Source organism: Amycolatopsis sp. NPDC026612 (assembly GCF_040638285.1).
In the GTDB taxonomy this organism is placed as follows: domain Bacteria; phylum Actinomycetota; class Actinomycetes; order Mycobacteriales; family Pseudonocardiaceae; genus Amycolatopsis.
In genome coordinates, this window is sequence record NZ_JBEZYB010000102.1 from 1 (window position 1) to 25650 (window position 25650).

Below are 25650 nucleotides of genomic sequence, written 5' to 3' on the forward strand. Positions count from 1 at the left end.
GAGCTGCACCCACTCGTCCGTGCGTCCGGCGGCGGTGAGGCGCAGGTGTTCGGCCACGGTGTGCTGAGCGGCCGTGCGGCGCTGGGCGTCGCTTCGTTCGGATGTCATCTGTACTCCTAAGTTAGTGATTGATTGATAACTTATCAGGCGGTGGGTTTGGCGTCGAACTCGGCCTTCGTGTCGGTCTCGTAGAGGGTGATTGCGGCTACGGCCCGCGGCTTCCGTATCGAGCCGGCGATCGGATTCCACGGTGGCGTTCGCGCGGCTACTCCGTGAACATGGTCAGCGACCGAACTCGGTCGAAGCGTCGGGCGGCCAGGTCTTCGTGGCGGATCAGGAAGCGGCCGACGTGTACCTGGTCCTCCAGCTGGAACTGGGCCAGCGGTATCCACTCGCTCATCAGCCGGATGGTCTCCTCCTCCACGAGCCGGTCGCGGTCCGGCACGTCGTGCGCGATCGAGTTCTCCGCCATGCCGTACTCGGCGTTTTCGCCGATGCCCAACTCCATCGAATAGCCGCCGAGGTAGAGGTCGGCGCCCGTCGTCACCTGGGGCCAGAGCTCCTTGAACAAGGTGCGGAGATCTTCGAGGTGGGTGGTGTCGCCCACCTGCAGCCGGACGACGTCCGACTCGAACTCGAGGTTCTCGGGTTCGTCGAACCAGCCCGGCATCTCCGGCTGGACCAGAGCGGCAAGGTCGGACTGCGGCCGGAGAAAACCCGATTCGAACCAGTCTTCGTCGTGGGGCGGTGGCTCTTCCACCTGCACGGTGGCGGTGCCGGCCGGAATGTGGACGACCCGTGCGAACTGGTGCTCGTCGGGTGCCTGCAGAGCGTGCTCGTGCGCCAAGAAGAACAGGAGTGACCCGTCCGCCGGGAGCCCGAGGCCGTCGGCCCGCGGCAGCTTCGCGCAGTCGAGCGAGGCGATGAACGGAAGCGGCAACCGGCCCAGGCCGCTGATGTCGGCGTACGGCCATTCCGTGCCGACCGGCAAGCGGGGCAGCCCGCCGTTCTGTCCCACCACGCCACCGTGTTGCCCGGCCGATCCGATGCCGTACCGGTGGGCATTGCACACCCGGATCGCCACCCGGAGAAAGCGGCCGATCCGGTCGGCCGCTTCGGTCGGGATGCCGCGCTCGATCGCCGTACTCCGAAGCTGTTCGAGATGGTTCATGGCCGAGCACTCTCGCACATCCGCCGGTGATCATCCGGCCGGACTCGCGATGACCGCGCGGCCGCCACCGTGGACTCCGCGCACCACCATCGACAGCCGAGGCCACCGCCCGTAGCGGGCGTCTCGCGCTCCGCTGGGCCGCCGGTTCGCCGCGACCGCCGGCGAAACCCCCATGGCCGGCTCGCGCTCGCGGCCGCGTCAGCCCGGCGAAGTGCCGGTCTCGGGCCGCAGCCGGGTGAGCGCCTCGCCGGTCGCGGCGTCGAACGGCACCGAACTGTGTTCGTGGACGATCTTCCAGCCGTCGTCGTCGCGGCGGAGGCCGGCGGTCGAGCGTACCCACATCGCCACGTCGGTTCCGTCCGCCATGGTCCCGCTTACGTGGAACAGGTAGGACGCGAACGCGACGTCGCCGTCGGCGACCACGTCCAGGTCGCAGATGTCCAGCTCGATCGCGGTCCGGTAGGCGCCGAACCACTCCCGCAGCCGGGCCCGTTCCGCGTCCCGGCCGGTGTCGCGGAGGGGACCGACCGCGTCGAACAGCGTGACGTCCTCGGCGTAGCAGGCCAGGAGGGCGTCCACGTCCTTGGCCGCCACCGCCGCGACGCGGGCCTCGATCACCGCCCGCGGGCCGGCGGTCACTTCAGCTTCATGGTTAAGCATGTACTTAAGTTATCCTGGACAGGCCCGTTAGTCAAGTAACTACTTAACTTTTCGGGATGTCTGGGCGAGCAGCTCACACCGTGGCGGGAAACCGGACACCGAGATCGTCCAGCGCCGCCGCGATCCGCTGGTCGTCGGCCTCGTCCGCGGCCCACCAGACGTGTCCGTCCGGGCGGACGAGCACGACGACCGCGGTGGTCCACGGCAGTGACGTCGTGACCACTTCGATTCCGCGCTTCTCCGCCGAGGCCGTGGCCGCCGGGATCGGCGCCGCCGAAGCGACGAGCAGGACAGGGCGTCCGCGGCGCAGCAACGCCAGGTGATCCGGCACTCTCCGGCCGGTCGACGGGTGGCCTTCCGCCGGGTAGGCGACGTCGAGGGCGGACAGCTTGCCGGCCAGCGCCAGCGAGAGCTCGGGCACGTCGGCGATCAGCCGGCTCAACACCGACCGCAGGGCCAATCCGTCGGGAGTGGTGGCGGTGATGAGCGCCGACTGACCCAGGGTGTGTTCGATGAGCTCCTCGCCGACCGGGTGGCGTTCGGCGTGGTATTCGTCCAGCGACGCCGGATCCGCGTCGCCCCGGGCGACCGCTGCCAGGCGCCAGCCGAGGTTCATCGCGTCCTGGACGCCGACGTTGAGCCCGACGCCTCCCGCCGGGAGGTGCCGGTGCGCCGCGTCGCCGGCGAGCAGGACCCGGCCGTGGCGGTAGCGTTCCGCGAGCTTCGCCGCGTCCCCGAAGCGCGAGAGCCAGCTGGGGTCGTGCATCCCGAAGTCGCTCCCCGCCACGCGAATCGTGGCTTCGCGCAGGTCGTCGAGGGTCAGCGGGCCTGCTCGATGGCTGGTCTGCTTGTCGACTCCGGAGATCCGGTACCGGCCGTCGCGCAGCGGCACCGCCAGCATGGCGCCGTGTTCGTTGTGGGCGCTGCGCACCGGCTCCGACGTCACCCGCACCTCGCCCAGGTGGCCGTAGAACGTCGTCTCGGTCCCCTGGAACGCGATCCCGGCCGAGGTGCGTACCGCACTGCCGACGCCGTCGGCCCCGACGACGTACCGCGCCGAGCGCGTGTAGGGACCGTCCGGTCCGGAGACCTGCAGCTGGACGCCGTGCTCGTCCTGCGTCAAGCCGGTGACCGTGTGTCCGCGCAGAACCTGCGCCCCCGACTCGAGTGCGTGCTGTTCGAGCAGTTCTTCGGTGCGCACCTGGGGGATGGCGAGCAGGAACGGGTAGGCCGTGTCGAGCACGCCGAGGTCGAGCGGGGTTTCCAGCATGCCGAAGTGCCATCTCGGCATGGGGACGCCTTCGGCGAGGAACTGCTGTTCCAGTCCGCGCATCGCCAGCACTTCCAGGGTGCGGGGGTGCACGCCCAGCGCTTTGGAGTGCGGGCTGCGCTCGGGCGACCGCTCCAGGACCACGGCGCGGACGCCGCCGATGCCCAGTTCCGCCGCCGTCCACAGCCCCACCGGGCCCGCTCCCACGACCACGACATCGTCGTGGGCCGGCTGAGTTGAGTGTGCAGTCTCTACATTCATAGTAATGACCATACTCTGAATGGAGGGAGGTAGCATCGGGCCATGGCTGTACGTGACTACCGGTCGTCGGTGCGGGAGAGGCACGCCCAGGACACCCGGCAGGCCATCCTCGACGCGGCCGCCGCGTTGTTCGCCGAGCGGGGATACGCCCGGACGACCGTCGCCGCCGTCGCGGAAGCCGCCGGAGTCGCCGTGAACACCGTCTACACCAGCGTGGGCGGCAAGCCGGCGCTGGTCACCGCCCTGACCGAGGACGGAGCCCGGGACGAGGTGGCCGTCAGGACGGCACGCGAAGTCACCGGGTGCACCGATGCCCGCGAGGTGGTGCGGCTGGTGGCCCGCAACACGGGCTCGGTGCAACAGCGCAGGCAACGGATCCTCGCGATCCTCATGGACAACCGCACCGCCGACGAGGACGTCGCCGCGGCCGCCGATCTGGCGATCCGCGCGACCCGGGCGCGGCTCGACGTCGCCGCGGGCCGGCTCGTCGAGCTCGGCGGCCTGCGTCCCGGTCTGGACCGGGACCGGGTCGGGCAGATCCTGTGGTTCTACTTCGGGTTCGAGTCGTGGCGCACCATGTGGACCTTCGGGTGGGGCCTGGACCAGGCAGCGGAATGGCTGGCCGAGCAAGCCGAATCCGCGTTGCTGGGAGCGCGTGCCTGACTGTGTCGCTGTCGTTTGTCCACTGTGGTCGGATGAGCTGGTCGAGGGTGCTGGGCAACCGGGTCGGGCTCGCCGGTCAGGGGACCGGCCGTGGCCGGGTGCGCGATCCGTCCACTGGGGACGAACCGGCCTTTGTGGACGGTGCCGCGGGCGGGCGGCCCGCGGTCCTGTCGACGGGATGCCGGTGACCTCGATCCGGTCGACGGCCTGAACGGCGTCCTCCCGCCCGGTGTGGCCGCCCGGGATCGTAGCTAGGCTGACGCGAATGAGCGCGGTATCCGGCACGGAGCACTCGATGGTCGAAACCCGGCACCAGACCCGGTTGCTCACCCTGCTGCGGGACGAGGGCCCGATGTCGCGGGTCGAGCTGGGCGAACGGCTCGAGCTGCCGCGCGCGCGGGTGGGGGCCGAGGTGGCCCGGCTCGGTGAGGTCGGGCTCGTGGAGACCGCGGGGCCGTCCGCCAGCCGTGGCGGGCGCCGGTCGACGCTGGTCCGGCTGGCCGGCGACCTCCGGGTGCTCGCGGTGGACGTCGGGGCGACGTCGGTGGGGGTGGCCGTCACCGACGCTTCGTGCGAGGTGCTCGCGCACACCGTCGAGGACTGTGACGTGCGGCAGGGGCCGCACCCGGTGCTGCGGCGGGTTGCCGAGCTCGCGGCGAAGGTGCGGGACGAGGCGCCCGGCAGGCTGGTCGCGGCGGGCATCGGGCTGCCGGGGCCGGTCAGCTTCGCCGAGGGGATGGCGGTCGCGCCGCCGATCATGCCGGGCTGGGACCGGTTCAACGTGCGGGACCACCTCGGCGGGCTCTGGGGCTGCCCGGTCGCGGTGGACAACGACGTCAACGCGATGGCACTCGGGGAGCGGCACGCCGGGGTCGCGCGGTCGACCGACGACCTGATGTTCGTCAAGATCGGCACCGGGATCGGCTGCGGGATCGTGCTCGGCGGCAAGGTGTACCGCGGGGTCGTCGGCACGGCCGGCGACATCGGGCACATCCGGCTCGACGACTACGGCCCGACCTGCGCCTGCGGGGAGGTCGGCTGCCTGGAGGCCTACTTCGGTGGGGCCGCGCTGGCGCGCGACGGGCTCGCGCTGGCCCGCAGCGGACGTTCGGCGTACCTCGCCGGGGTGGCCGCCGAACGCGGGGCGGTCACCGCCCGGGACGTGGGCTTGGCCGCCGCGGCGGGCGATTTCGGCGCCGTCAACCTGATCCGGGACGGCGGGCGCCGGCTCGGCCAGGTCGTCGCCTCGCTGGTCTCCTTCATCAACCCGGGGATGGTGGTGATCGGCGGCGGGGTGGCGCAGCTCGGGCACCAGCTGCTCGCCGAACTGCGCAGCGCGGTGTACCGGCGGTCCTTGCCGTTGGCGACCGGGAACCTCCCGATCGTGCTGTCCGAGCTGGGCGAGACGGCGGGCGTGATCGGCACTGCCTGGTCCGCGACCGACCGGGCCTTCACGCTCAGCAGTTGAGCGTGCCTCTTCCGTAACGTCCAATCCGAACAGACTTTTGTACTTCTGAATCGAAAGTCAGCTCCGATTGGTGCGGCTATCCGGGTGAAAACCGGACTTAATGCGCCTTTGTCACCTTGACGGGTGATCCGCGTCACCCTACTTTCGCTCCTTGCGTGACAAAGTCTGTTTCGCCTGCAGCACCTGTGGGGGCATCGTGGCCGGGACCGGTACCAGGCGAGCCGACCCGGTGAGCCCGCGTACGGCGAACTTGGCCGCGGTCCTGCGAGCGCTGCGGGCCGGCCCCCTGTCGCGGACGCAGCTGGCCGCCCGCTGCGGAGTCGCGAAGTCGGCGGTCCCCGGTCTGCTCGCCGAGCTGGCGGATCGGGCCCTCGTCCGGCCCGCCGGTGTCCTCCCCGGCAACGGCCGGCCGAGCCGGCTGGTCGAACTGGACGGCGAAGACGCGTACGCACTGGCGCTGCGCATCGAAACCGACCGGCTGTCGGCGGTGGTCGCCGACCTGTCCGGCCGCGTCCTGGCCGAGCAGGCGGAGACCGTCGACGTCGCCGCGGCCGGCCTCCAGCGAAGCATGGACGAACTCGCCCACCTCGCGCACCGGGTGCTGCCCGGCCCGCCGGTCGGCGTCGCGATCTCGGTGCCCGGGCTGGTCGATTCGGCCGCCGCGGTGCTGCGGTTCGCCCCGGCCCTGCGCTGGCGCGACGCGGAGATCGCCGGCCTGATGGCGGCCCGGCTGAACCTCCCCGCCGACGCGGTCGCCGTGGACAACGAAGCCAACCTGGGCGCGCTCGCCGAGTCGCTCACCGGGGCCGGCGAGCTGTTCTACCTCAGTGGCGGGACGGCCGTGGGCGGCGGCCTCGTGTCCGGCGGCGCGATCCAGCGCGGCGCGCGCGGCTTCGCGGGCGAGGTCGGGCACATCGCCGTCGACCCGTCCGGCGAACGGTGTTCCTGCGGCCGGACGGGCTGCCTGGAGACGAAGGCGAACCTCGCCGCGGTGCTGCGCGCGGCCGCGTCGCCGGGCGATCCGCTGCACGACCCCGCCCTCGGTGTCGAAGGCCGGGTCGCGCTGCTCCAGCACCGCGTCCGGCGCGGCGACCAGCGCGCGGTCACGGCGGTGCACGAGCTCGGGGTCGCCCTCGGTGTCGCACTGTCCACTGTAGTCGATGTGCTCGACCCGGACGTCGTCGTGCTCGGTGGCTACTTCGCGGAGCTCGGGGAATGGCTGGTGGAACCGGTCCGCGTCGAGCTCGCCGCGCACGCCCCCTCCGGACTGCACGCCCGGGTCGTGCCGTCGGAGCTCGGGCTCCGGGCCCCGTTGCGCGGGGCCGCCCACCTGGCCGCCGAACGGCTTTTCGCCGACCCGACGCTCGCCCCCGTCACCGAGGAGGCCTCGGTATGAGCGAGCTTGCGAGCGAATCATTCAACACTGCGCTTCCGGCTCAGGCGGCACCGAGCGCCAGCGAGGTGTGCGCATGAGCCTGCTTTCCGTCCGCGGGATCGTGAAGACCTTCCCCGGTGTGCGCGCGCTCGACGGCGTCGACCTCGACGTCGAACCGGGTGAGGTGCACTGCCTGCTCGGACAGAACGGCGCGGGGAAGTCGACGCTGATCAAGGTCCTGTCCGGGGCACACCGGCCGGACGCGGGCGAGCTCACCTGGCAGGGCGAGCCGGTTTCGCTCGGCTCGCCGGTCGACGCGCTGCGGCTGGGTATCGCCACCATGTACCAGGAACTCGACCTGGTGCCCGGGCTTTCGGTGGCGGACAACATCTTCCTCGGCCACGAGCGCGCCCGCTTCGGGTTCACGCGGATCTCGCAGGCCCGGGCCGAGGCCGCCCGGCTGATGGCCCGGCTGGGCCACCCCGGCATCCGGCCCGCGGACGAGGTGGGCCGGCTGTCCGCCGCGGGACAGCAGCTGGTGTCGCTGGCCCGCGCACTGGCGCACGACGCCCGGCTGCTCGTGATGGACGAACCCACCGCCGCGCTCGCCGGCGAAGAGGTCGACAACCTCTTCCGCATCGTCGGCGAGCTGACCGCCGACGGCGTCTCGGTCGTCTACATCTCGCACCGGCTCGAGGAGCTGCGCCGGATCGGGCACCGGGTGACCGTGCTCAAGGACGGCCGGACGGTCGGCACCGGGCTCGACGCCCGCACCACCCCGACCGCGGACCTCGTCGCGCTGATGGCCGGGCGCAAGGTCGAGACCGTCTTCGGGCCCCGTCACGACGGGCACGCGGACCGGACCACCCCGGTGCTGGAGGTCGGCGCCCTCTCCCGCGCCGGGGAGTTCGAGGACGTGAGCTTCACCGTCCACGCCGGGGAGGTCGTCGGGATCGCCGGGCTGGTCGGGTCCGGCCGCAGCGAACTGCTGGAGACGATCTTCGGCGCGCGCAAGGCCGACGGCGGCACCGTCGCCGTCGACGGGAAGGCGCTGAGCCCCGGCAACGTGCTCGCCGCCGTCAAGGCCGGGATCGGCCTGGCCCCGGAGGAACGCAAGAGCCAGGGCCTCCTGCTCGACCTGCCGGTGGCCCACAACGTGACGCTGGCCAGCCTCGGCCGCTACGCGAAGTTCGGGTTCACCGACCGCGCGAAGGAACTGGAGGACGCCGGCGCGAGCCTGCGTCGCCTCGACCTGCGCCCCGCCGACCCGCGTCGGATCGTCCGCACGTTGTCCGGCGGCAACCAGCAGAAGGCGGTGCTCGCGCGGTGGCTGGTCCGCGGGTGCCGGGTGCTGCTGCTGGACGAGCCCACACGCGGCGTCGACGTGGGCGCCCGCGCCGAGCTGTACCGGCTGATCGACGAGCTGGCCGCGAGCGGCGTCGCGATCATGCTGGTGTCCAGCGAAATCCCGGAGGTGCTGGGGCTGTCCGACCGGGTGCTGGTGCTGCGCGAGGGCCGCGTCCTCGCCGACCGGCCGTCGGCCGGGCTGACCGAAGCCGGGGTGCTCGACGTGATTCTCGAGGGGAGCGCGGCATGACCGACACCGAAGCGCCACCGCGAAAGGCGGTGGCCACCGGCGGGCGGCGGTTCGCCTTCCGGGCCGACCCGCGGCTGCTCGGCCTGGCCGGCGTGCTCGTCGTGCTGTGCCTGGCCGGCCAGGTCACCCGGCCCGAGCTGTTCTTCACCGAAAGCAACATCTCGACGATCCTGCGGCTGGCCGCGGCGATCGGCGTGGTCAGCGTCGGCATGACGTTCGTGATCATCAGCGGCGGCATCGACCTGTCCGTCGGGTCGATCGTCGCGCTGTCGAGCGTCTGGCTCACCACCCTGGCCACCCAGTCCTACGGGCCGTGGGTGATGGTCGTCTGCGGGCTCGCCGTCGGCCTCGGCTGCGGGCTGGTCAACGGGGTGCTCGTCGCCTACGGCAAGGTCGTGCCGTTCATCGCGACGCTGGCGATGTACATCTCGGCGCGCGGGCTCGCCGAGCGAATCAGCGGCCGCCGCACGCAGGTCGTCGCCGACCAGGACTTCCTCGCCTTCTTCCGCGGTGACCTGCTGGGGATCCCGGTGCTGATCTGGCTGTTCGCGCTGGTGTTCGCGGTCGGCTGGGTCGTGCTCAACCGCACCACCTTCGGGCGGCGGACCTACGCGGTCGGCGGCAACATCGAGGCGTCGCGGCTGGCCGGGATCAACGTCAAGCGGCACCTCGCGCTCGTCTACGGCGTGGCCGGGCTGTGCTGCGGGATCGCCGCGCTGATGGTCGTCGCGCGGACGACGGCGGGGGCGTCGACCAACGGCATGTTCTACGAACTCGACGCGATCGCGGCCGTGGTCATCGGTGGCACGCTGCTCACCGGCGGCCGCGGTTCGCTGATCGGCACCTTGATCGGCGTGCTGATCTTCACGGTGCTGTCGAACCTCTTCACGCTCAACAACCTGGACACCGACATCCAGAACATCGCCAAGGGCGTGATCATCGTGCTCGCCGTGCTCTTGCAGTTCCGGGCCAGGAAAGCCAGGACCGGTCCGTAGTCACCACCGATGGAGGTCATCATGGCCGAACACCCCTTCCTCGGCCGCCGGGGATTCCTGCTGGGCGGGGCCGCCGTCGGCGCCGGTGCGCTGCTGGCCGGCTGCACGTCCAACACGCCCGCCAACTCGGAGTCCAACGCGCCGGTAGCCAACGCGGGCACCAACGCCCAGCCGGGAAAGCCGGTCACCATCGGCTTCTCCGCGCCGGCCGCCGACCACGGCTGGATCGCGGCGATCACCAAGAACGCCCGGGCGCAGGCGCAGAAGTTCAGCGAGGTGAAGTTCACCGCCACCGAAGGCACCAACGACGTCAACCAGCAGATCTCCCAGGTGGAGACCCTGATCAACGCGAAGGTCGACGTCCTGGTGATCCTGCCCTTCGACGGCAAGGCGCTCACCTCGGCCGGGCAGCAGGCGATGGACGCCGGCATCCCGGTGATCAACCTGGACCGCGTCTTCGACACACCGCTGGCGTACCGGACGTGGATCGGCGGGGACAACTACCGGATGGGCGTCAACGCGGGCAACTACATCGCGGCGGAGCTCAAGAAGAAGAACGTCGCCAACCCGGTCATCGGCGAGGTCGCCGGGATCGACTCGCTGCCACTGACCCAGGAACGCAGCAAGGGGTTCGCGGACGCGCTCGGGCGGGCCGGGTTCAAGGTCGGCCCGCGGGTTTCGGCGCAGTTCACGTCGGAGTCGGGGGAGCAGCAGACGGCGAACCTGCTCCAGGGCGCGCCCAAGCTGGACGCGCTGTGGAACCACGACGACGACCAGGGCATCGGCGTCAACGCCGCGATCGACACCGCGGGCCGCAAGGAGTTCCTGATGGTCGGCGGCGCCGGCTCGAAGAACATGATGAACCTGATCAAGGCCGACTCCTCGCCGATCAAGGCGACCGTGCTCTACAGCCCGTCGATGGCCTCGACGGCGATCGCGCTGGCCCGGCTGCTCGGGCAGCGCAAGGGCATCGGCGACCTCGCCGAGCACGACATCCCGGCCGAGATCACGACCTACTCCGCGGTCGTCACCAAGGAGAACGTCGACCAGTACCTCGATGTCGGCTTCGACTCCTGACCGGTCTTTCCAGAGCGAGAACAAAGGAGGGGTATGTCCCCGGCACGGGAAACCATCGGGATCGGCATGGTCGGCCACGCGTTCATGGGTGCGGTGCATTCGCACGCCTGGCGCAGCGTGCACCGGTTCTTCGAGCCACCGCTGGTGCCGAGACTGGCCGTCCTCGCCGGCCGCGACGAGACCCGGGCCACGGCGGCGGCGCAGCGGTTCGGCTGGGCCGCCGTCGAGGCGGACTGGCGGAAGCTGATCGCCCGCGACGACGTCGACCTGGTCGACATCTGCACGCCGGGCGACAGCCACGCGGAGATCGCGATCGCCGCGCTGGAAGCCGGGAAGCACGTGCTGTGCGAGAAGCCCCTTGCCAACTCGGTCACGGAGGCCGAGGCGATGGCGGAGGCGGCGCGAAAGGCCCGTGAACGCGGGGTACGGGCCATGGTCGCGTTCAACTACCGCCGGGTGCCCGCGCTCGCGCACGCCAGGAACCTGGTGGCGAGCGGGGCGCTGGGGGAGATCCGGCACGTGCGGTCGGTCTACCTGCAGGACTGGCTGTCGGACCCGCAGGCGCCGATGACCTGGCGGCTGCGCCGCGAGTCCGCTGGTTCGGGTGCGCTGGGCGACCTCGGCGCGCACATCGTCGACGCCGCGCAGTTCGTCACCGGTGAAGTGATCACCGGCGTGTCCGCGCTGACGAACACGTTCGTGAAGCAGCGGCCGTCCGAAGGCGGCGGGACGGACGAGGTGACGGTCGACGACACCGCGCTGTTCCTGGCGAGGTTGTCCGGGGGAGCGGTGGCGACCTTCGAAGCGACCCGATTCGCGCTGGGCCGGAAGAACGCGATGCGGCTGGAGATCAACGGGTCCGAAGCGAGCCTGGCGTTCGACTTCGAGTCGATGAACGAACTTCAGTGGTACGAGGGAACCGGCACCGAGGCGGGCTTTCGCCGCATCCTCGTCACCGAGCCGGAGCACCCGTACGTCGGTGTGTGGTGGCCGCCAGGGCACCTGCTCGGCTACGAGCACACGTTCACCCACGAGGTCGCCGACTTCCTGGATGCCATCGGCGCGGGCACCGACCCCGAGCCGGGCTTCGACGACGGCCTGCGCGTCCAGCGGGTGCTGGACGCCGTCGAAAAGAGCGCTGCCGAAGAGGCGAACTGGACCACGGTGGAGGAACAGCAATGAGTCGTCCCGTCACGTTGTTCACCGGCCAGTGGGCGGATCTGCCGTTCACCGAGGTCTGCAAGCTCGCGTCGGAGTGGGGGTACGACGGGCTGGAGATCGCCTGCTCGGGTGACCACTTCGAGGTCGACCGGGCACTGTCCGAAGAGGACTACGTGCCCGGGCGGCTGCGGCTGCTCGCCGAGCACGGCCTCAAGGTGTTGGCGATTTCGAACCACCTCGTCGGGCAGGCCGTCTGCGACGACCCGATCGACCACCGGCACCAGGCCATCCTGCCGTCGCGCATCTGGGGCGACGGCGCGCCCGAGGGCGTCCGGCAGCGGGCGGCCGCGGAGATGGCCGACACCGCCCGCGCCGCGGCCAAGCTCGGCGTGGACACGGTGATCGGGTTCACCGGGTCGAAGATCTGGAAGTACGTGGCGATGTTCCCGCCCGTTTCGCGCGATGACATCGATGACGGCTACGCGGACTTCGCCCGCCGGTGGCACCCGATCCTGGACGTCTTCGACGAGGTCGGGGTCCGGTTCGCGCACGAGGTCCACCCGTCGGAGATCGCGTACGACTACTGGACGACCAAGCGCGCGCTGGAAGCCGTCGACCACCGCCCGGCGTTCGGGCTCAACTGGGACCCGTCGCACTTCGTCTGGCAGGACCTCGACCCGGTGGGGTTCATCCTCGACTTCGCCGACCGGATCTACCACGTCGACTGCAAGGACACCCGCAAGCGCTTCGACGGCCGCAACGGCAGGCTCGGCTCGCACCTGGCCTGGGCGGATCCGCGGCGGGGCTGGGACTTCGTGTCCGTCGGCCACGGCGACGTCCCCTGGGAGGACTGCTTCCGGGCGCTGAACTCGATCGGGTACCGCGGCCCGATCTCCGTGGAGTGGGAAGACGCCGGGATGGACCGGCTCCGTGGCGCGGCGGAGGCGGTGAAGTACCTGCGCGAGCACCTGTTCGACCAGCCGTCGGCGGCTTTCGACGCGGCTTTCAGCAACCAGAGATGAGGGAGTTCCATGTGCGGTCCGCAAGCTGAGCAATACTCCCGAAGGACGATCCTCAACGTGGCGACGGCGGCCCTCGCGGCCGGTGCCGCGGTCGCGTTGCCCGGCACCGCGGACGCCTCCCCGGCCCGCCGGCGCATCCCGCTCGACAAGATCAGCATCCAGCTCTACTCCCTGCGTTCGCTGCTGCAGAACGACCCCGAAGGCACGCTGTCGGCGCTGGCCGACATCGGCTACCGGAAGGTCGAGCTGGCCGGCACGTACGGCCGCAGCGCGACGGAGTTCCGCGCGATCCTCGACCGGTGCCACCTGACGGCGTCGTCGACCCACGTGGGCATCGACGGCGACTTGACCCAGATCATCGCCGACGCGAGGATCCTCGGGAACTCCCTCGCCGATGTGCCGTTCGCGCAGTTCGCCACCATCGCCGAGTGGGAGGCCTTCGCGGGCCGCCTGAACACCGCCGCGGCCGCCTTCAGGAAAGCCGGGATCAGGCTCGGCTACCACAACCACGCCCACGAGTTCGCGCCGATCGACGGCGTGCTGCCGTACGACGTGCTGACCGCGAAGACGAACAAGCGGGACGTGCACCTGGAGATCGACCTGTTCTGGGCGGTGACCGGCGGCGCGGACCCGGTCGAGCTGTTCCGGCGCCACTACCCGCGCGTGACGCAGTACCACGTCAAGGACCGGACCGCGGACGGGCAGATGACCGACCCCGGTACCGGCGTGATCGACTTCCCACGGATCTTCGCCGCGTCCTGTCACACCATCGGCGAGTACATCGTCGAGCACGACCAGCCTGCCGATCCGCTGAACACCGCGAAAGTCGGGTTCGAGTACCTGCGCACCGTGCGTTTCTGAGACTCCCGGGGGAATTCACATGCGAGTGTCACGTCGGTCGATGCTGGCCGGAACCGCCGCGGGCGTGCTCGTGCCCGCCCTCGGCGCCGCCGACACGGCGTCGGCGGCGGGCCTGACCCGCCGCGTCACGATCTACGCGGAAGCGCTTCCCGGCGGGCTCTACGGCTACGGCCTCGAACCGGGCAAAGCCACGATTCCCGGTCCGCTGCTGGAGATCTACGAGGCCGACACCCTCGAGATCGAGCTGGTCAACCGGACCGACCAGCGGCTGTCGATCCACCCGCACGGCGTCAACTACGACACCGCGTCGGACGGCGCCCCGCTGAACGCGTCGTTCAACAACCCCGGTGAGACCCGGACCTACACCTGGAAGACGCGGACCCGGTACGAGGCCGGTGGCGGGTTCTGGATGCCGGGCAGCGCCGGGTACTGGCACTACCACGACCACGCGATGGGAACCGACCACGGCACCGGCGGCCTCGCCCGCGGGCTCTACGGCGGGCTGATCGTGCGCAAGCGCGGCGACCTGCTCCCCAGCAGGCAGTACACCGTCGTGTTCAACGAGATGATGATCAACCACGAGATGGCGCCCGACACGCCCGTGTTCGAAGCGCGGCTCGGCGAGCGCGTCGAGTGGGTCTGCATCGGCTACGGCAGTTTGCCGCACACGTTCCACCTGCACGGGCACCGCTGGGCCGACACCCGCACCGGGATGCTCGGCAGCGCCGCTGACAACGCTGTCATCGTCGACAACAAGAACCTCGACCCCGGCAGCTCGTTCGGGTTCCAGGTGCTCGCCGGCGAAGGTGCCGGGCCGGGCGTCTGGATGTACCACTGCCACGTCCAGACCCACTCCGACGGCGGGATGGCAGGCCTCTTCCTGGTCCGCAACGCCGACGGCAGCCTGCCCGACGGGGCGCAGGAAGCGATCGACCGGTTCAAGCAGCACGGCCACGCCGGGCACGACGTGCATCCCGACGGCCGCACCCACGCTTAGGAGGGATCGATCATGAGGAAACGCTGGTTCGGCCGTCGCATGGCGGTCGTGCTCGCCATCGGGTCGGTCCTCGCGGCCGGGGCGCCGCTGATGGCGATGCCGGTGGCCCAAGCGGCCCCGGCGGTGAACGTCGCGGTGAACGTGCTGGTCTTCCACGGCGCGGCGGCCGGCCAGAAGGACCCGGTGCTGCGCGCGGCGGACGCGATCGCGCGGCTGGGCCAGGACAACGGCATCACGGTCACGGCCTCGTCGGATCCCGCCGTGTTCAGTCCGGCGAACCTCGCCCGGTACCGCGGCGTGGTGTTCCTGTCCGCGCAGGGCGTCACGCTCGCGCGGGAGCAGGAAGCCGCGCTGCAGGCCTACATGAAGGCCGGCGGCGGGTTCCTCGGCATCTCCGACGCCGCCCGCGCGCAGGACTCGTCCCAGTGGTTCACCGGGCTGATCGGCGCGCGCCCGGTCGGCGCCCGCCCGACGCCGGAGGCGGTGGCGGCGGTGACCGCGAGCGCGGAGAACCCGCCGAACGAGACCAAGGAGAAGCTGGCCGACAACAACGAGAACACCAAGTGGCTGACGTTCGCCACGACCGGCTGGGCGGCCTACAAGCTGGCCACCCCGGTCGCGGTCAGCAGCTACTCGCTGGTGTCGGCGAACGACTTCCCCGGCCGCGATCCGAAGAGCTGGACGTTGCAGGGCTCCGCCGACGGAGCCACCTGGACCGACCTGGACACGCGCTCGAACGAGACGTTCACCGACCGGTTCCAGACCCGCACCTTCACCTTCGCCAACACCACGGCCTACCCGAACTACCGGCTGAACATCACCGCGAACGCGGGTGAGCCGCTCATCCAGCTCGCCGACCTCAAGCTGTTCAAGGACACTTCGACGACCCCGCCACCGCCCGAGCCGGCGCCGCAGCAGGCCGTCGTCGACGTCCTCGACGCGCAGCACCCGGCCACCGCCGGGCTGCCGCAGAACTGGACGCGGACCGACCGGTGGCTCAACTGGGAGACCAACCCGGTCGGCACCGTGCACACCGTCGCGCAGGTCGAGGAGAAGGGCTACAACCCCGGCGTCGGCGCGAACGGCGCGTTCCACCCGGTTTCGTGGTGCCGCGACTACGACGGCGGCCGCTCCTTCTACACCGGCATGGGCCGCACCGAGGCGTCCTACGGTGAAGGGCAGTTCCGCGACCACCTGCTCGGTGCCCTGCGCTGGACGACCGGCATGGTCCGCGGCGACTGCCAGGCCGGCATCGCCGCGAACTACAAGATCGAACGGCTGACCGGCAAGAACGCGGCCGGGCAGCTCGACCAGATCGGTGAGCCGCACGGGCTCACCATCGCCCCGGACGGCAAAGTGTTCTACATCGGCAAGGCCGCCTGCCCGACCGGCCCGATCGTCAGCTGGGACGACCCGGACGTCGGCCTCGGCTGCGGGACGGTCCACCAGTGGGACCCGGTCACCAAGAAGGTCAAACTGCTCACGACCCTGCCGGTGATGGGCAACCGCGGCAGCGGTGACGAGCTCGTCAAGAACGAAGAGGGCCTGCTCGGGCTGACCCTGGACCCGAAGTTCGCCGAGAACGGCTACCTGTACGCCTACTGGATGCCGCACGCGTCGATCGACCGCGACAAGCGGATCGGCAAGCGCACGGTCTCGCGGTTCACCTACAACGCCACCGCGCAGACGCTCGACCAGGCGACCCGCAAGGATCTGCTGTCCTGGGACGTGCAGATCCACAGCTGCTGCCACGCGGGCGGCGGCATGGCGTTCGACAAGGACGGGAACCTCTACGTCGGCTCCGGGGACAACAACTCCTCGGGCGGCTCGAACGGCTACTCGGGCAACAACTGGACGCTCGACTACAAGGGCATCTCGTTCCAGGACGCGCGCCGCACGGCGGGCAACACCAACGACCTCGACGGCAAGATCCTGCGCATCCACCCGGAGGCGGACGGGACGTACACGATCCCGCCGGGGAACCTGTTCCCTAACGGGCCGGCGGACAAGACGCGCCCGGAGATCTACGTGATGGGCGTCCGGAACATCTCGCGGCTGCAGATCGACCCGGTGCACAACTGGATGACCGCGGGCTGGGTCGGCCCCGACGCGTCTTCGCCGAGCCCCGAGCTCGGCCCGGCGAAGTACGAGACGGCGACGATCATCACCGAGGCGGGCAACCACGGGTGGCCGTACTGCATGGGCAACCGGCAGCCCTACCGCGACCGCAGCAGCACCAACGCCGCGGAGCTGACCGGCTGGTACGACTGCGACAACCCGGTCAACACCTCGCCGCGCAACACCGGCCTGGTGAACCTGCCGCCGATCAAGGACAACATGATCTGGTACTCGCCGGACGGCGGCGGGCCGGTGTTCCCGAAGCGGCCGGGCAGCTCGATCCCGACGTACAACGCGGCGGACGCCACCTACACCCAGCCGTACCTGCGCGGTGGTGGCCAGGCGATCATGTCCGGACCGACGTACCACCGTTCGCTGGTCAACACGAACAGCGGCGTCGCGTGGCCGGCCTACTGGGACAACAAGTGGTTCATCGGCGACGAGGCCAACGCCCAGAACCGGGTCGCCGTGACCGTCGATCCGGCGGGCGTGCCGACGCACCAGCCGCCGGTGTTCGCCGAGACGTTCCGGCAGATCATCCCGGGCGGCTCGGGGGACACCCGGGTGCAGAGCTGGATGGACGCCAAGTTCGGGCCGGACGGCGCGCTGTACGTGCTCGACTACGGCAACGGCTTCTTCTCCCTCGACGCCAACCAGAAGCTGCTCAAGATCAGCTACACCGGCGGCGCGCCGACCCCCGCGCCGGCCGCGTCGTCGACGATGGTCCAGAACAAGGCGCTGACGGCGGCGTTCACCGGCTCGAAGTCCGGCGGGGTCTCCTACCGCTGGGAGTTCGGCGACGGCTCGGTCTCCACGCAGGCCGACCCGCGGCACACCTACCCGCGCACCGGGATCTTCACCGCCAAGCTGACCGTGACCTATGCGAACGGCGAAGCGGTGACCACCCGGACCGCGGTGAACGTCGGGTGCGTCGTGGCCGATCCGAGTCCGGTGGTGATACTGGGCGACGCGATCACGAAGGTGCCGAACCGCAACGCGGGCGGCGGCTGCACGGTCGACGACTTCATCGACGACGAAGGCTCGTGGAGCACGCACGCCGCGTTCGTCAACCACGTCGAGCAGGCGACCGAGACGCTCTCCGACCTCGGCGTGCTGAACGACGCCGAGGTGGCCGAGCTGACCGCGGCGGCGGAGGCGTCGCCGATCGGGAAGCCGGGCACCACCGGCTACGACGCGCTCTTCGACGGCACAGCGCAGTCGCTACGCGGCTGGGAACAGGCGCCTTCCGGGCAGTTCACCCTCCAACCGGACGGGTCGATCCGCTCGGCCGGCGGACTGGGCATGCTCTGGTACACCCAGCGCCAGTTCGGCGACTTCTCGGTGAAGGTGCAGTTCAAGGACATCGCCCCGGATCCGAACCGGGCCAACAGCGGGGTCTTCGTCCGGTTCCCGGATCCGCGGACCCCTCTCGAGCAGCGGCCACCGGGCAGCTGCGGCACGGTCGGCTCGGCGCGGACGTCGCAGGCGTGGGTCGCGATCTACTGCGGCCACGAGATCCAGATCTACGACGGTGACAGTGGCGAGCCGCAGAAGACCGGCTCGGTCTACAACTTCGACCCGCGTCCGCTCGACCAGGCGGGGGCCCGCCCGAAGGGCACGTGGAACGAGTACGAGATCAAGGTCGTCGGGCAGCACTACACGATGATCCGCAACGGCGTGGTGATCAACGAGTTCGACAACACGCCGGGTCAGCAGTCCTCGCGCGCCGGCGACCCGCCGACCGACCTGCGGCAGTTCGTCAGCGGGTTCATCGGGCTGCAGAACCACAGCGACAACGACCTGACCGAGTTCCGCAACATCCGGGTGCGGCAGCTGTAGCGCGATGGGGGCCGGGCGCGCGCCCGGCCCCCATCCCTCCCAGGAAGGTTCTCCCGCGATGTCCCCACGACTGATCGCCGTGCTGCTGGCCGCTTTCCTGGCCTGGCTCGGGCTGACCACCCCCGCGATGGCGGCGCCGGTCCAGACGCTGACCTGGACCGCGAACAACAGCACCACCGACTACGCGTCCGCGCCCACCGGCGCGCTGCCCGGGGAAACCACGATCGTCTTCGAGAACAGCGAAGCCACCGGCAACACCACGGGGATGTCGCACACCCTGACGTTCGACACCTCGACGCCGGGCTACAACCACGACGTCACCCTGAACGTCTTGGCCAACCCGTTCGACCCCGCGAACGGGCGGCACGAGGCGGTCGTGACGCTCACGCCCGGCAAGTACCGGTACTTCTGCACCATCCCCGGGCACACGACGATGACGGGGGAGTTCGTCGTGTCCGACGGCGGCGGCGACACGATCCCGCCGACGGTGCGCGCTTCGGTGACGGGGGACAAGGACCCGTCCGGCAACTACGTCGGGTCCGCGACGGTTTCGTTGACCGCGACCGACGCGGGCTCCGGGGTCGCTTCGGTGCAGTACCAGCTCGACGGCGGGAGCTGGACTCCCTATCCGGCACCGGTGGTGGTGTCGTCGGTGGGCATGCACATGGTCCACTACCGGGCCACGGACGTCGCCGGGAACACGTCCGCCGAAGCCGTGGAGCACTTCACGATCGTCGAACGCCAGGGTGACCGCACGCCGCCGACGGTGACCGCGTCGATCGCCGGCTCGCAGGACGCGTCGGGCGACTACGTCGACGTCGCCACAGCGACCGTCACGGCCACCGACGCCGGCTCCGGCGTGGCCGCCGTGGAGTACAAGCTGGACGGCGGCGCGTGGACCGCTTACACCGGACCGGTTCCGGTGACGGCGGCGGGGATGCACATGCTGTCCTATCGCGCTCGTGACGTCGCCGGGAACACCTCCCCGGAAGGGATGGCCCACTTCACCGTGGTGAAGAGCGACACGACCGCGCCGGTCGTCACGGCTTCCGTGGGTGGCACGCGGGACGCCGACGGCAACTACGTCGGCAAGGCGGTCGTCACGGTCACCGCGGCGGACGCCGGCTCTGGCGTGGCGTCCGTGGAGTACCGGGTGGACGGCGGCGCGTGGACCGCCTACGCCGCACCGGTTCCGGTGTCGTCGCCGGGCGCGCACACGGTGGGCTACCGTGCGCGTGACGTCGCCGGGAACACGTCTCCCGAAGGGTCGGTTGCCGTGACGGTGGTCGCTGGTGGTGACACCACCGCGCCCACCGTGTCGATGCAGGTCAGCGGCAAGCAGGACGGCAACTGGAACTACGTGGGCCAGGCGGCGGTGACGGTCACCGCCACCGACCCGGAGTCCGGTGTGGACTTCGTCGAGTACAAAGTAGACAGTGGTGCGTGGACGCGCTACGTGGCGCCGGTGGTGGTGGCCGCACTCGGCTCGCACACGGTGCGTTCGAGGGCCACGGACGTCGCCGGGAACGTCTCGGCTGAGGTGCCGGGGACGCTCACCGTGGTCGCGGCCGCGCCGCCGCCGGACGCCTGCCCGTCCTCGGACACCCGGGAGACGGTGGTGATCGGCGGGCTCGACAGCCAGGTCGAGAACATCGACATCGGCAACGGATGCACGATCAACGACGTCATCGACGAGAACGCGGAGTACGCCTCCTCCGACCGGTTCGTGAAGCACGTGAAGGCGGTGACCCGGGAACTGGTCGCCGACGGGGTGCTGTCCCCGGGCGACCGGAACCGCATCGTGACGGTCGCGATCGAGTCCGGCGTCGGCGGCCCTCCCGCCGCCGGTCGCGGACCCGACATGAAGAAGCGGTGGTAGCCGGCCGTCCCGTACTTCCGGGGCGGCCCGTACCACCGCATGCCCTGCCGCACGTGCGGATGTCCGTGCAGGAAAAGGCTCCGAAACCGGGGTGCCGGTCCGGCGGGAATCTGCGCGTGCAGATCCCGAAGGGTTGTTGCGGGCTTGCGCAAATCGTTGTACGCCGGAACTCCGGGTTGCCCCGATCGGTGGAGCAACCCCCTGTGCCAGAAGCTAATCTGTCCTTCAACCCTTGTCCTGCCCCTTGACCCCGGCGACGCCTGACCGGTCGAGCGATTCGGGAGGACACCGTGGTGCGCGGATCGGTGTCGCGCCGGCGCCCGGGAGGAGGTGACGGGCCGCATGACCGTGGAACCACGACCCGAGCACCCGCGGGCCGTCCGGATCGGGGAAGCGGACGTCCGCCGGCTGGAAGCCGCGACCCGGGCGTTCCGGGCCCTGGATTACCGCCATGGCGGTGGGTCCTGCCGCGACGCCGTGGAGGCGCTCGTACCCTATGCCGAGCTGATGCTGCTCGGGGTGGTGCGGGAGCCGACCCTGCCCCGGCTGTGCACCACGGTCGCGGATCTGCACAACCTGGCCGGCTGGACCAGTTTCGACGAAGGACGACCGGGTGTCGCGCTGGCCGAGTTCGGCCGGGCCCTCGAGCTGGCCACGGTCGCCGGCAACGACGAACTGGTGGCCAACATCTGCTACCGGATCGGCCGGGTGCACCTGCACTACGACGCCGTCGACGAAGCGGTGGACCAGTTCGAGCACGGACAGGTCGCAGCGCACCGGGCCGGCTCCATGCACGCGCGCGCGATTCTCTCGGCCAACCTGGCCTGGGCGGACGCGAAACAGGGTGACGCTCGCGCGGCACTCGCGCAGCTGAGCACGGCGACCGACGAATTCGCCGCCGCCACCGTGGCCGCACCACCGCCGTGGGCGGCGTTCTTCGGCGAGACCGACGTGGCGGCCATGATCGGGACCGTGCACACCGAGCTGGCCCAGGTGGTCGGCGCGCGGCACGCCGGTGAGGCGATCGACGCGCTGGCCGTCGCCACCGACGGCTACGGGCGGGCGATGACGCGGAGCCGGGCGCTGACGCAGATCTGGCTCGCCACCGCGCACGCGCTGGCCGGGGACCTCGACGAGGCGGTCCGCGTGGGCGGTGCGGCGATCGAGGTCGCGACCGAACTCCAGTCGGCGCGGACGAAGCAACGGATGTCTCCGCTGGCCGCGGCCGCGAGCCGGTTTCCCGCCAACCCGGACGCACGCGAAATCCTGGAACGGGTCGATCTGCTGCGCGGCTTGGCCGGTCCCGAACAGGTCACGCTGCAGTGACGGCGTCGCCGACCGGAGAAGCGCGCACGGCGGATCGAGCCGTTCCTGCCCCCAAGGGAAGCCGGCACGTGGCCGAACTGGAGTCCCTCGCACGCGACGCTGACTCCGCGGAGGCGTCGCGCGCGATCGTCCGGTGGATCGTCGTCGGCCTCGCCGTGGCGTTGTGCTACTACCTGGGTGGCGCGCTCGGGTTGTCACTGGCGCTGGTACGCGGGCAGGTGACGCCGTTGTGGCCGCCCTCGGGGGTGGCGGTGGTGAGTCTGCTGTTCTTCGGCCGCCGCGCGGTGCCCGGCATCCTGCTCGGCGCGGCGGCCGTCAATGCCGTGTTCGGCCCGACCGCCATCGCGGTCGCCGGGATCACCGCGGGCAACACCCTCGCCCCGCTGCTGGCCTGGCGGTTGCTGACCTGGGTGGATTTCCGTCCACGGCTGGAACGGCTCCGGGACGCACTCCACCTGATCATGCTGGGCGCGCTGGGCAGCATGGTGGTCAGTGCCGTCATCGGCGCCGGCGTGCTGAGACTCGCCGGCGCGATCGAGGACGGGCAGGTGTGGTCCACCGCGCTGGTCTGGTGGGCCGGGGACGCGACGGGGGTGCTGGTGGTGGCCCCGGTTCTGCTGGCCGGCGACGCGTTGTGGCACGCGCCGCGGCGGATCGCGGCGGCACCGCGCCTGGCGGAGGCCGCCGCACTGGTCGTCGCGACCGGGGGCGTGGCGTTCGGGATCGCCAACGGCCAGGTCCCGGTACTGGTCATGGCCTTTCCGTTCCTGGTGTGGAGCGCCTGGCGGTTCGGGATCGCCGCCGCGGCGCCGCACACCCTGATCGTGTCCGTGGCCACGACGATGGCCGCCGTCGCCTCGCGGGGCCCGTTCGCCGATGTCGGACTCGCCCCGCGGATGCTGGCCCTGCAGGTGTTCAACGGATCATCGGCGCTGACCATGCTGCTGCTCGCCGCGGCCGCCGCGGAGCAACGCCGGGCCCGGCAGTCGATCGAACTGGCGGGCCGGGCGCTGGAGACGCGGGTCCGGGAGCGCACCGCCGAACTGGCCAGAACCGTGGAGCGGCTGGAACGCAGCGAGAAGAGGTCCACCGAGGCCGAGCGCGTGGGTCACGTCGGCAGCTGGGAACGCGACCTCCGCACCGACAAGATCATCTGCAGCGACGAGCTGTACCGGTTGCAGGGTCTGGCGCCGCAGTCGGCCGAGATCGAATACGCGTCCGCCCTCGACGTGGTCCATCCCGACGATCGGCCCGCGGTGCTCGCCGCGAACGAGCAAGCGTCGCGCGACCATCGCTCCTTCGAATCGGACTTCCGCGTGGTGTGGCCCGACCGGACCGTCCACTGGCTGCACCTGCGCGGCCGCGTCGTGGTCGACGGCAGCGGGAAGCCGGTCAGGATGATCGGCACCGCCCAGGACATCACCGCGACCAAACTCGCCGAGGACGCGCTGCGCCGCAGTGAGGAGAAGGGCCGCACGCTCCTGGCGTCGATCACCGATGCCATTGTGGGGGTGGACGGTTCCGGGTGCATCGCGTTGGTCAACGACCGCACGGAAGAGCTCTTCGGGTATTCGGAGCGGGAGCTGACCGGCCGGCCGGTCGAGCTGCTGTTGCCCGGACGGTTCCGCGGGGCGCACGAAGCGCACCGGCAGGCCTACCTGACCGCACCGCAGGCCCGCGCGATGGGCGTGGGGCTCGACCTGGTCGGCCGCCGCAAGGACGGCACGGAGTTCCCGGCGGACATCGCCCTGCGCCCGTTGACCACCGCCGGGCCGGGCTACGGCGGGACGCTCGTCGTCGCCGCGGTGCGTGACGTCACCGAACGCCGGCGAGCCGAACGCACTGCGCGTGAACTGCTGGACACGCGGCGGCGGCGACGGCAAGCCCTCGAAATCAACGACACCGTGGTGCAGGGACTCACCACGGCGGTGTACGCGCTCGAACGTGGTCAGTTGCCGAACACCATGCGCACGCTGCGCGGCACCCTGGGCACCGCGCGGCAGATGATGCACAACCTCCTCGGCGAGAACACCCTGATCACCGCGGGTGAGCTCATCCGGGAGAGCCCGGCCACGCTGCCGCCGGCCGTCGACCTCGAACTCGTATCGCCGCTCCCGCTCGAGCCGGCCCGCCGGATCCGGGTCGTGCTGGCCGATGACAGCAGCGAAATTCGCCTGGCGCTGCGGTCTTTCCTCAGATCACTCTCCGGCGTCGACATCGTGGGCGAAGCCGCCGACGGCGAGGAAGCCGTCCGCGTCGTCACCGAACGCCGTCCGGACGCGCTCCTGCTCGACCTGGCGATGCCCGTGCTGGACGGTCTGCAGGCACTGCCCCGGATCCACCGCGCCTGCCCGGCCACGAAGATCATCGTCCTGTCCGGGTACGGCCGCGACCAGGTGGCGAAACAATCGCTCGAGCTGGGCGCGGTCGCGGTCGTCGAAAAGGGCGGTTCCCTCCGGCACCTGGCCGAGCTGCTCACCGAACTCTTCCCCGACGCGATCGGATCGGACACCGGCATGCCCGAAGACGACCTGGAGCCGCCGCCGACCGGCGCGGAGGACGACATCGTGGCCACCTACGCGCACGAACTGCGCACCCCGATCGCCGCCGCCGCCGGCATCGTCGAACTGCTCCGCGAACGCATCGACCGGCTGGCCTCGTCGACGGTGAACGACCTGCTCGCCGCCACCGCGCGGAGCCTGCGCCAGGCCGACCTGCTGCTGCGCGCCGTCACCGACGCGAGGAAGCTGAGTGAGGGCGAACTGGACCTGGTCCTCGAACCCACCGACGTCGGCGATCTCCTCCGCACGATCCTCGGCGAACTGGGAGAACTGACCCGGGACCACCCCGTCACCAGCGAGATCCCGGCCGGAATAGTGACCGGGCTCGACCCGCTGCGCATCCGCCAGGCGTTCTCGAACCTGATCTCCAACGCGGTCAAGTTCAGCCGCCGCGGCGCACCGATCGAAGTAGCCCTGATCGAGCTCGAGGACACCGTCGAAATCACGGTCACCGATCACGGCTCCGGCGTCCCGCCCGAGCACCAGGACCGGCTGTTCGGCAAGTTCGCCCGCTTCGGGCCCAGCGGCGGCATCGGGCTGGGCCTCTACATCTGCCGGCAGATCACCCGGGAACACGGTGGAGACACGGTGTTGGCCGACACCAGCCCCGGCGGCACGACCTTCGCCGTGTCACTGCCCCGGTTCATCGACTGAGGGCCCGCAGGGCCGATTTCGCAGGTTGCGGCACGACTCGCAGAGGTTCCCGTTTTCCGCGATGCTTCGGGCAGGGGTAAAACGTTTCCAAGGTGGTTGACGCCGTTCGGGCACGGCTGGCACGGTCGGCCTGGCGAGAGCGTCTCACCCGGCGGGGAAGCAGAGTGACGGTTCCGGCGCTTTCGGCAACGGGGGTTGGCTTACGGGGGAAGGCGGAAGACCGCATGGCGAGGAACTGGTCGAGCCGCTGGTCTGCAGCGGCCTCGCGGTGATCCGCATGATCCTTCCAGGCGCTGAACCCCACCTGGTGGAGTCGCACCACATCCGTTGACCCCGGATGAATCGCATCGGCCAAACGGTGCCGTTCATCGGTGTGTCGACTTTGCCGGTTCCTTCTGGGGCAATGGAAATCGAGAGAAAGCGAATTCCGTAGTGAATCTGAGAACCAAAGTTCTTGCCGTCATCGCGTTCGCCCTGTCCTCGGTCGTGGCCGTGGCTGCGCCGGCTCCGGCGGCCACCGGCACGCAGACCGTGGAACTCGCCGCGCCGGCCGGGAGTGGGCTGCCGGCCTACGTCGCCGTCATCAAGCCGGTCACCGCGGAGCGGCTGGGGAACAGCTGGCACGAGGGCTGCCCGGTCGGTCCCGATCAGCTGCGGCTGGTCAACCTGAGCTTCCTGGGCTTCGACGGGGCGGT

General features: G+C 70.6%; 18 protein-coding genes and 1 pseudogene. 16 read left to right on the plus strand and 3 right to left on the minus strand.

The genetic code is table 11. From position 1 onward, the window contains the following. Positions 1-265 precede the first annotated feature (265 nt). From AB0F15_RS40680 to AB0F15_RS40690, 3 genes are all read right to left on the minus strand, one after another. Positions 266-1171, minus strand: coding sequence for a DUF1963 domain-containing protein (locus AB0F15_RS40680; protein WP_360282456.1), 906 nt, complete (start codon positions 1169-1171; stop codon positions 266-268). A gap of 198 nt (positions 1172-1369) precedes the next feature. Beyond that, positions 1370-1810 carry a nuclear transport factor 2 family protein gene (locus tag AB0F15_RS40685; RefSeq protein WP_360282458.1) on the minus strand — a complete coding sequence of 147 codons (441 nt, stop codon included), beginning with the start codon at positions 1808-1810 and terminating at the stop codon, positions 1370-1372. Positions 1811-1904: 94 nt separating this feature from the next. Beyond that, positions 1905-3314, minus strand: coding sequence for an FAD-dependent monooxygenase (locus AB0F15_RS40690; RefSeq protein ID WP_360282460.1), 1410 nt, complete (start codon positions 3312-3314; stop codon positions 1905-1907). A 90-nt stretch (positions 3315-3404) separates the two neighbouring features. Here AB0F15_RS40690 and AB0F15_RS40695 point away from each other — a divergent pair, with 90 nt between their 5' ends. The 16 genes and pseudogenes from AB0F15_RS40695 to AB0F15_RS40770 all read left to right on the plus strand — a co-directional run. Then, a complete protein-coding gene (locus AB0F15_RS40695) occupies positions 3405-4025 on the plus strand; it encodes a TetR/AcrR family transcriptional regulator (protein ID WP_360282462.1) in 621 nt (206 codons plus the stop codon). 32 nt (positions 4026-4057) lie between these two features. Then, positions 4058-4213: a hypothetical protein gene (locus AB0F15_RS40700; protein WP_360282464.1), complete on the plus strand. Its 156-nt coding sequence runs from the start codon at positions 4058-4060 to the stop codon at positions 4211-4213. 107 nt (positions 4214-4320) lie between these two features. After that, positions 4321-5493, plus strand: a complete 1173-nt coding sequence (locus AB0F15_RS40705) for an ROK family transcriptional regulator (RefSeq protein ID WP_360282490.1) — start codon at positions 4321-4323, stop codon at positions 5491-5493. A 229-nt stretch (positions 5494-5722) separates the two neighbouring features. Beyond that, entirely contained in the window at positions 5723-6889 is a 1167-nt protein-coding gene (locus AB0F15_RS40710; RefSeq protein WP_360282466.1) for an ROK family transcriptional regulator, read from the plus strand. Between the two features lie 73 nt (positions 6890-6962). Continuing rightward, the gene (locus AB0F15_RS40715; RefSeq protein ID WP_360282468.1) at positions 6963-8465 is read left to right on the plus strand and encodes a sugar ABC transporter ATP-binding protein; all 1503 of its coding nucleotides are present in this window, start codon (positions 6963-6965) and stop codon (positions 8463-8465) included. Further along, positions 8462-9460, plus strand: a complete 999-nt coding sequence (locus AB0F15_RS40720; protein WP_360282470.1) for an ABC transporter permease — start codon at positions 8462-8464, stop codon at positions 9458-9460. The genes AB0F15_RS40715 and AB0F15_RS40720 overlap by 4 nt, the downstream gene beginning before the upstream one ends. A gap of 21 nt (positions 9461-9481) precedes the next feature. Further along, a complete protein-coding gene (locus AB0F15_RS40725) occupies positions 9482-10537 on the plus strand; it encodes a substrate-binding domain-containing protein (RefSeq protein ID WP_360282472.1) in 1056 nt (351 codons plus the stop codon). A gap of 33 nt (positions 10538-10570) precedes the next feature. After that, a complete protein-coding gene (locus AB0F15_RS40730; RefSeq protein WP_360282474.1) occupies positions 10571-11719 on the plus strand; it encodes a Gfo/Idh/MocA family oxidoreductase in 1149 nt (382 codons plus the stop codon). Beyond that, entirely contained in the window at positions 11716-12720 is a 1005-nt protein-coding gene (locus tag AB0F15_RS40735; RefSeq protein ID WP_360282476.1) for a sugar phosphate isomerase/epimerase family protein, read from the plus strand. Before AB0F15_RS40730 ends, AB0F15_RS40735 begins: the two co-directional genes overlap by 4 nt. Positions 12721-12729: 9 nt before the next feature. Then, a complete protein-coding gene (locus AB0F15_RS40740) occupies positions 12730-13581 on the plus strand; it encodes a sugar phosphate isomerase/epimerase (RefSeq protein WP_360282478.1) in 852 nt (283 codons plus the stop codon). A gap of 19 nt (positions 13582-13600) precedes the next feature. Further along, positions 13601-14578, plus strand: a complete 978-nt coding sequence (locus AB0F15_RS40745) for a multicopper oxidase domain-containing protein (protein ID WP_360282480.1) — start codon at positions 13601-13603, stop codon at positions 14576-14578. Positions 14579-14590: 12 nt separating this feature from the next. Beyond that, complete coding sequence (locus tag AB0F15_RS40750) at positions 14591-18535, plus strand: ThuA domain-containing protein (RefSeq protein ID WP_360282482.1); 3945 nt, start codon at positions 14591-14593, stop codon at positions 18533-18535. A 58-nt stretch (positions 18536-18593) separates the two neighbouring features. Further along, on the plus strand, positions 18594-20414 hold the full coding sequence (locus tag AB0F15_RS40755; RefSeq protein ID WP_360282484.1) for a copper-binding protein: 1821 nt from the start codon (positions 18594-18596) through the stop codon (positions 20412-20414). Between the two features lie 342 nt (positions 20415-20756). Next, complete coding sequence (locus tag AB0F15_RS40760) at positions 20757-21740, plus strand: hypothetical protein (protein ID WP_360282486.1); 984 nt, start codon at positions 20757-20759, stop codon at positions 21738-21740. Positions 21741-21808: 68 nt separating this feature from the next. Next, positions 21809-24955 (plus strand): MASE1 domain-containing protein, encoded by a 3147-nt coding sequence (locus AB0F15_RS40765; RefSeq protein ID WP_360282488.1) that lies wholly within the window; start codon positions 21809-21811, stop codon positions 24953-24955. A gap of 432 nt (positions 24956-25387) precedes the next feature. Further along, positions 25388-25650 (plus strand): annotated as a pseudogene (locus tag AB0F15_RS40770) (M15 family peptidase); the annotation flags it as partial.

What these genes read in the sequence shown, in the direction of transcription:
- AB0F15_RS40745 (WP_360282480.1), top strand. Translation starts at nt 13,601, where the DNA reads ATGCGAGTGTCACGTCGGTCGATGCTGGCCGGAACCGCCGCGGGCGTG.
- AB0F15_RS40750 (WP_360282482.1), top strand. Translation starts at nt 14,591, where the DNA reads ATGAGGAAACGCTGGTTCGGCCGTCGCATGGCGGTCGTGCTCGCCATC.
- AB0F15_RS40705 (WP_360282490.1), top strand. Translation starts at nt 4,321, where the DNA reads ATGGTCGAAACCCGGCACCAGACCCGGTTGCTCACCCTGCTGCGGGAC.
- AB0F15_RS40720 (WP_360282470.1), top strand. Translation starts at nt 8,462, where the DNA reads ATGACCGACACCGAAGCGCCACCGCGAAAGGCGGTGGCCACCGGCGGG.
- AB0F15_RS40730 (WP_360282474.1), top strand. Translation starts at nt 10,571, where the DNA reads ATGTCCCCGGCACGGGAAACCATCGGGATCGGCATGGTCGGCCACGCG.
- AB0F15_RS40715 (WP_360282468.1), top strand. Translation starts at nt 6,963, where the DNA reads ATGAGCCTGCTTTCCGTCCGCGGGATCGTGAAGACCTTCCCCGGTGTG.
- AB0F15_RS40680 (WP_360282456.1), bottom strand. Translation starts at nt 1,171, where the DNA reads ATGAACCATCTCGAACAGCTTCGGAGTACGGCGATCGAGCGCGGCATC.
- AB0F15_RS40700 (WP_360282464.1), top strand. Translation starts at nt 4,058, where the DNA reads ATGAGCTGGTCGAGGGTGCTGGGCAACCGGGTCGGGCTCGCCGGTCAG.
- AB0F15_RS40760 (WP_360282486.1), top strand. Translation starts at nt 20,757, where the DNA reads ATGACCGTGGAACCACGACCCGAGCACCCGCGGGCCGTCCGGATCGGG.
- AB0F15_RS40735 (WP_360282476.1), top strand. Translation starts at nt 11,716, where the DNA reads ATGAGTCGTCCCGTCACGTTGTTCACCGGCCAGTGGGCGGATCTGCCG.
- AB0F15_RS40755 (WP_360282484.1), top strand. Translation starts at nt 18,594, where the DNA reads ATGTCCCCACGACTGATCGCCGTGCTGCTGGCCGCTTTCCTGGCCTGG.
- AB0F15_RS40725 (WP_360282472.1), top strand. Translation starts at nt 9,482, where the DNA reads ATGGCCGAACACCCCTTCCTCGGCCGCCGGGGATTCCTGCTGGGCGGG.
- AB0F15_RS40695 (WP_360282462.1), top strand. Translation starts at nt 3,405, where the DNA reads ATGGCTGTACGTGACTACCGGTCGTCGGTGCGGGAGAGGCACGCCCAG.
- AB0F15_RS40740 (WP_360282478.1), top strand. Translation starts at nt 12,730, where the DNA reads ATGTGCGGTCCGCAAGCTGAGCAATACTCCCGAAGGACGATCCTCAAC.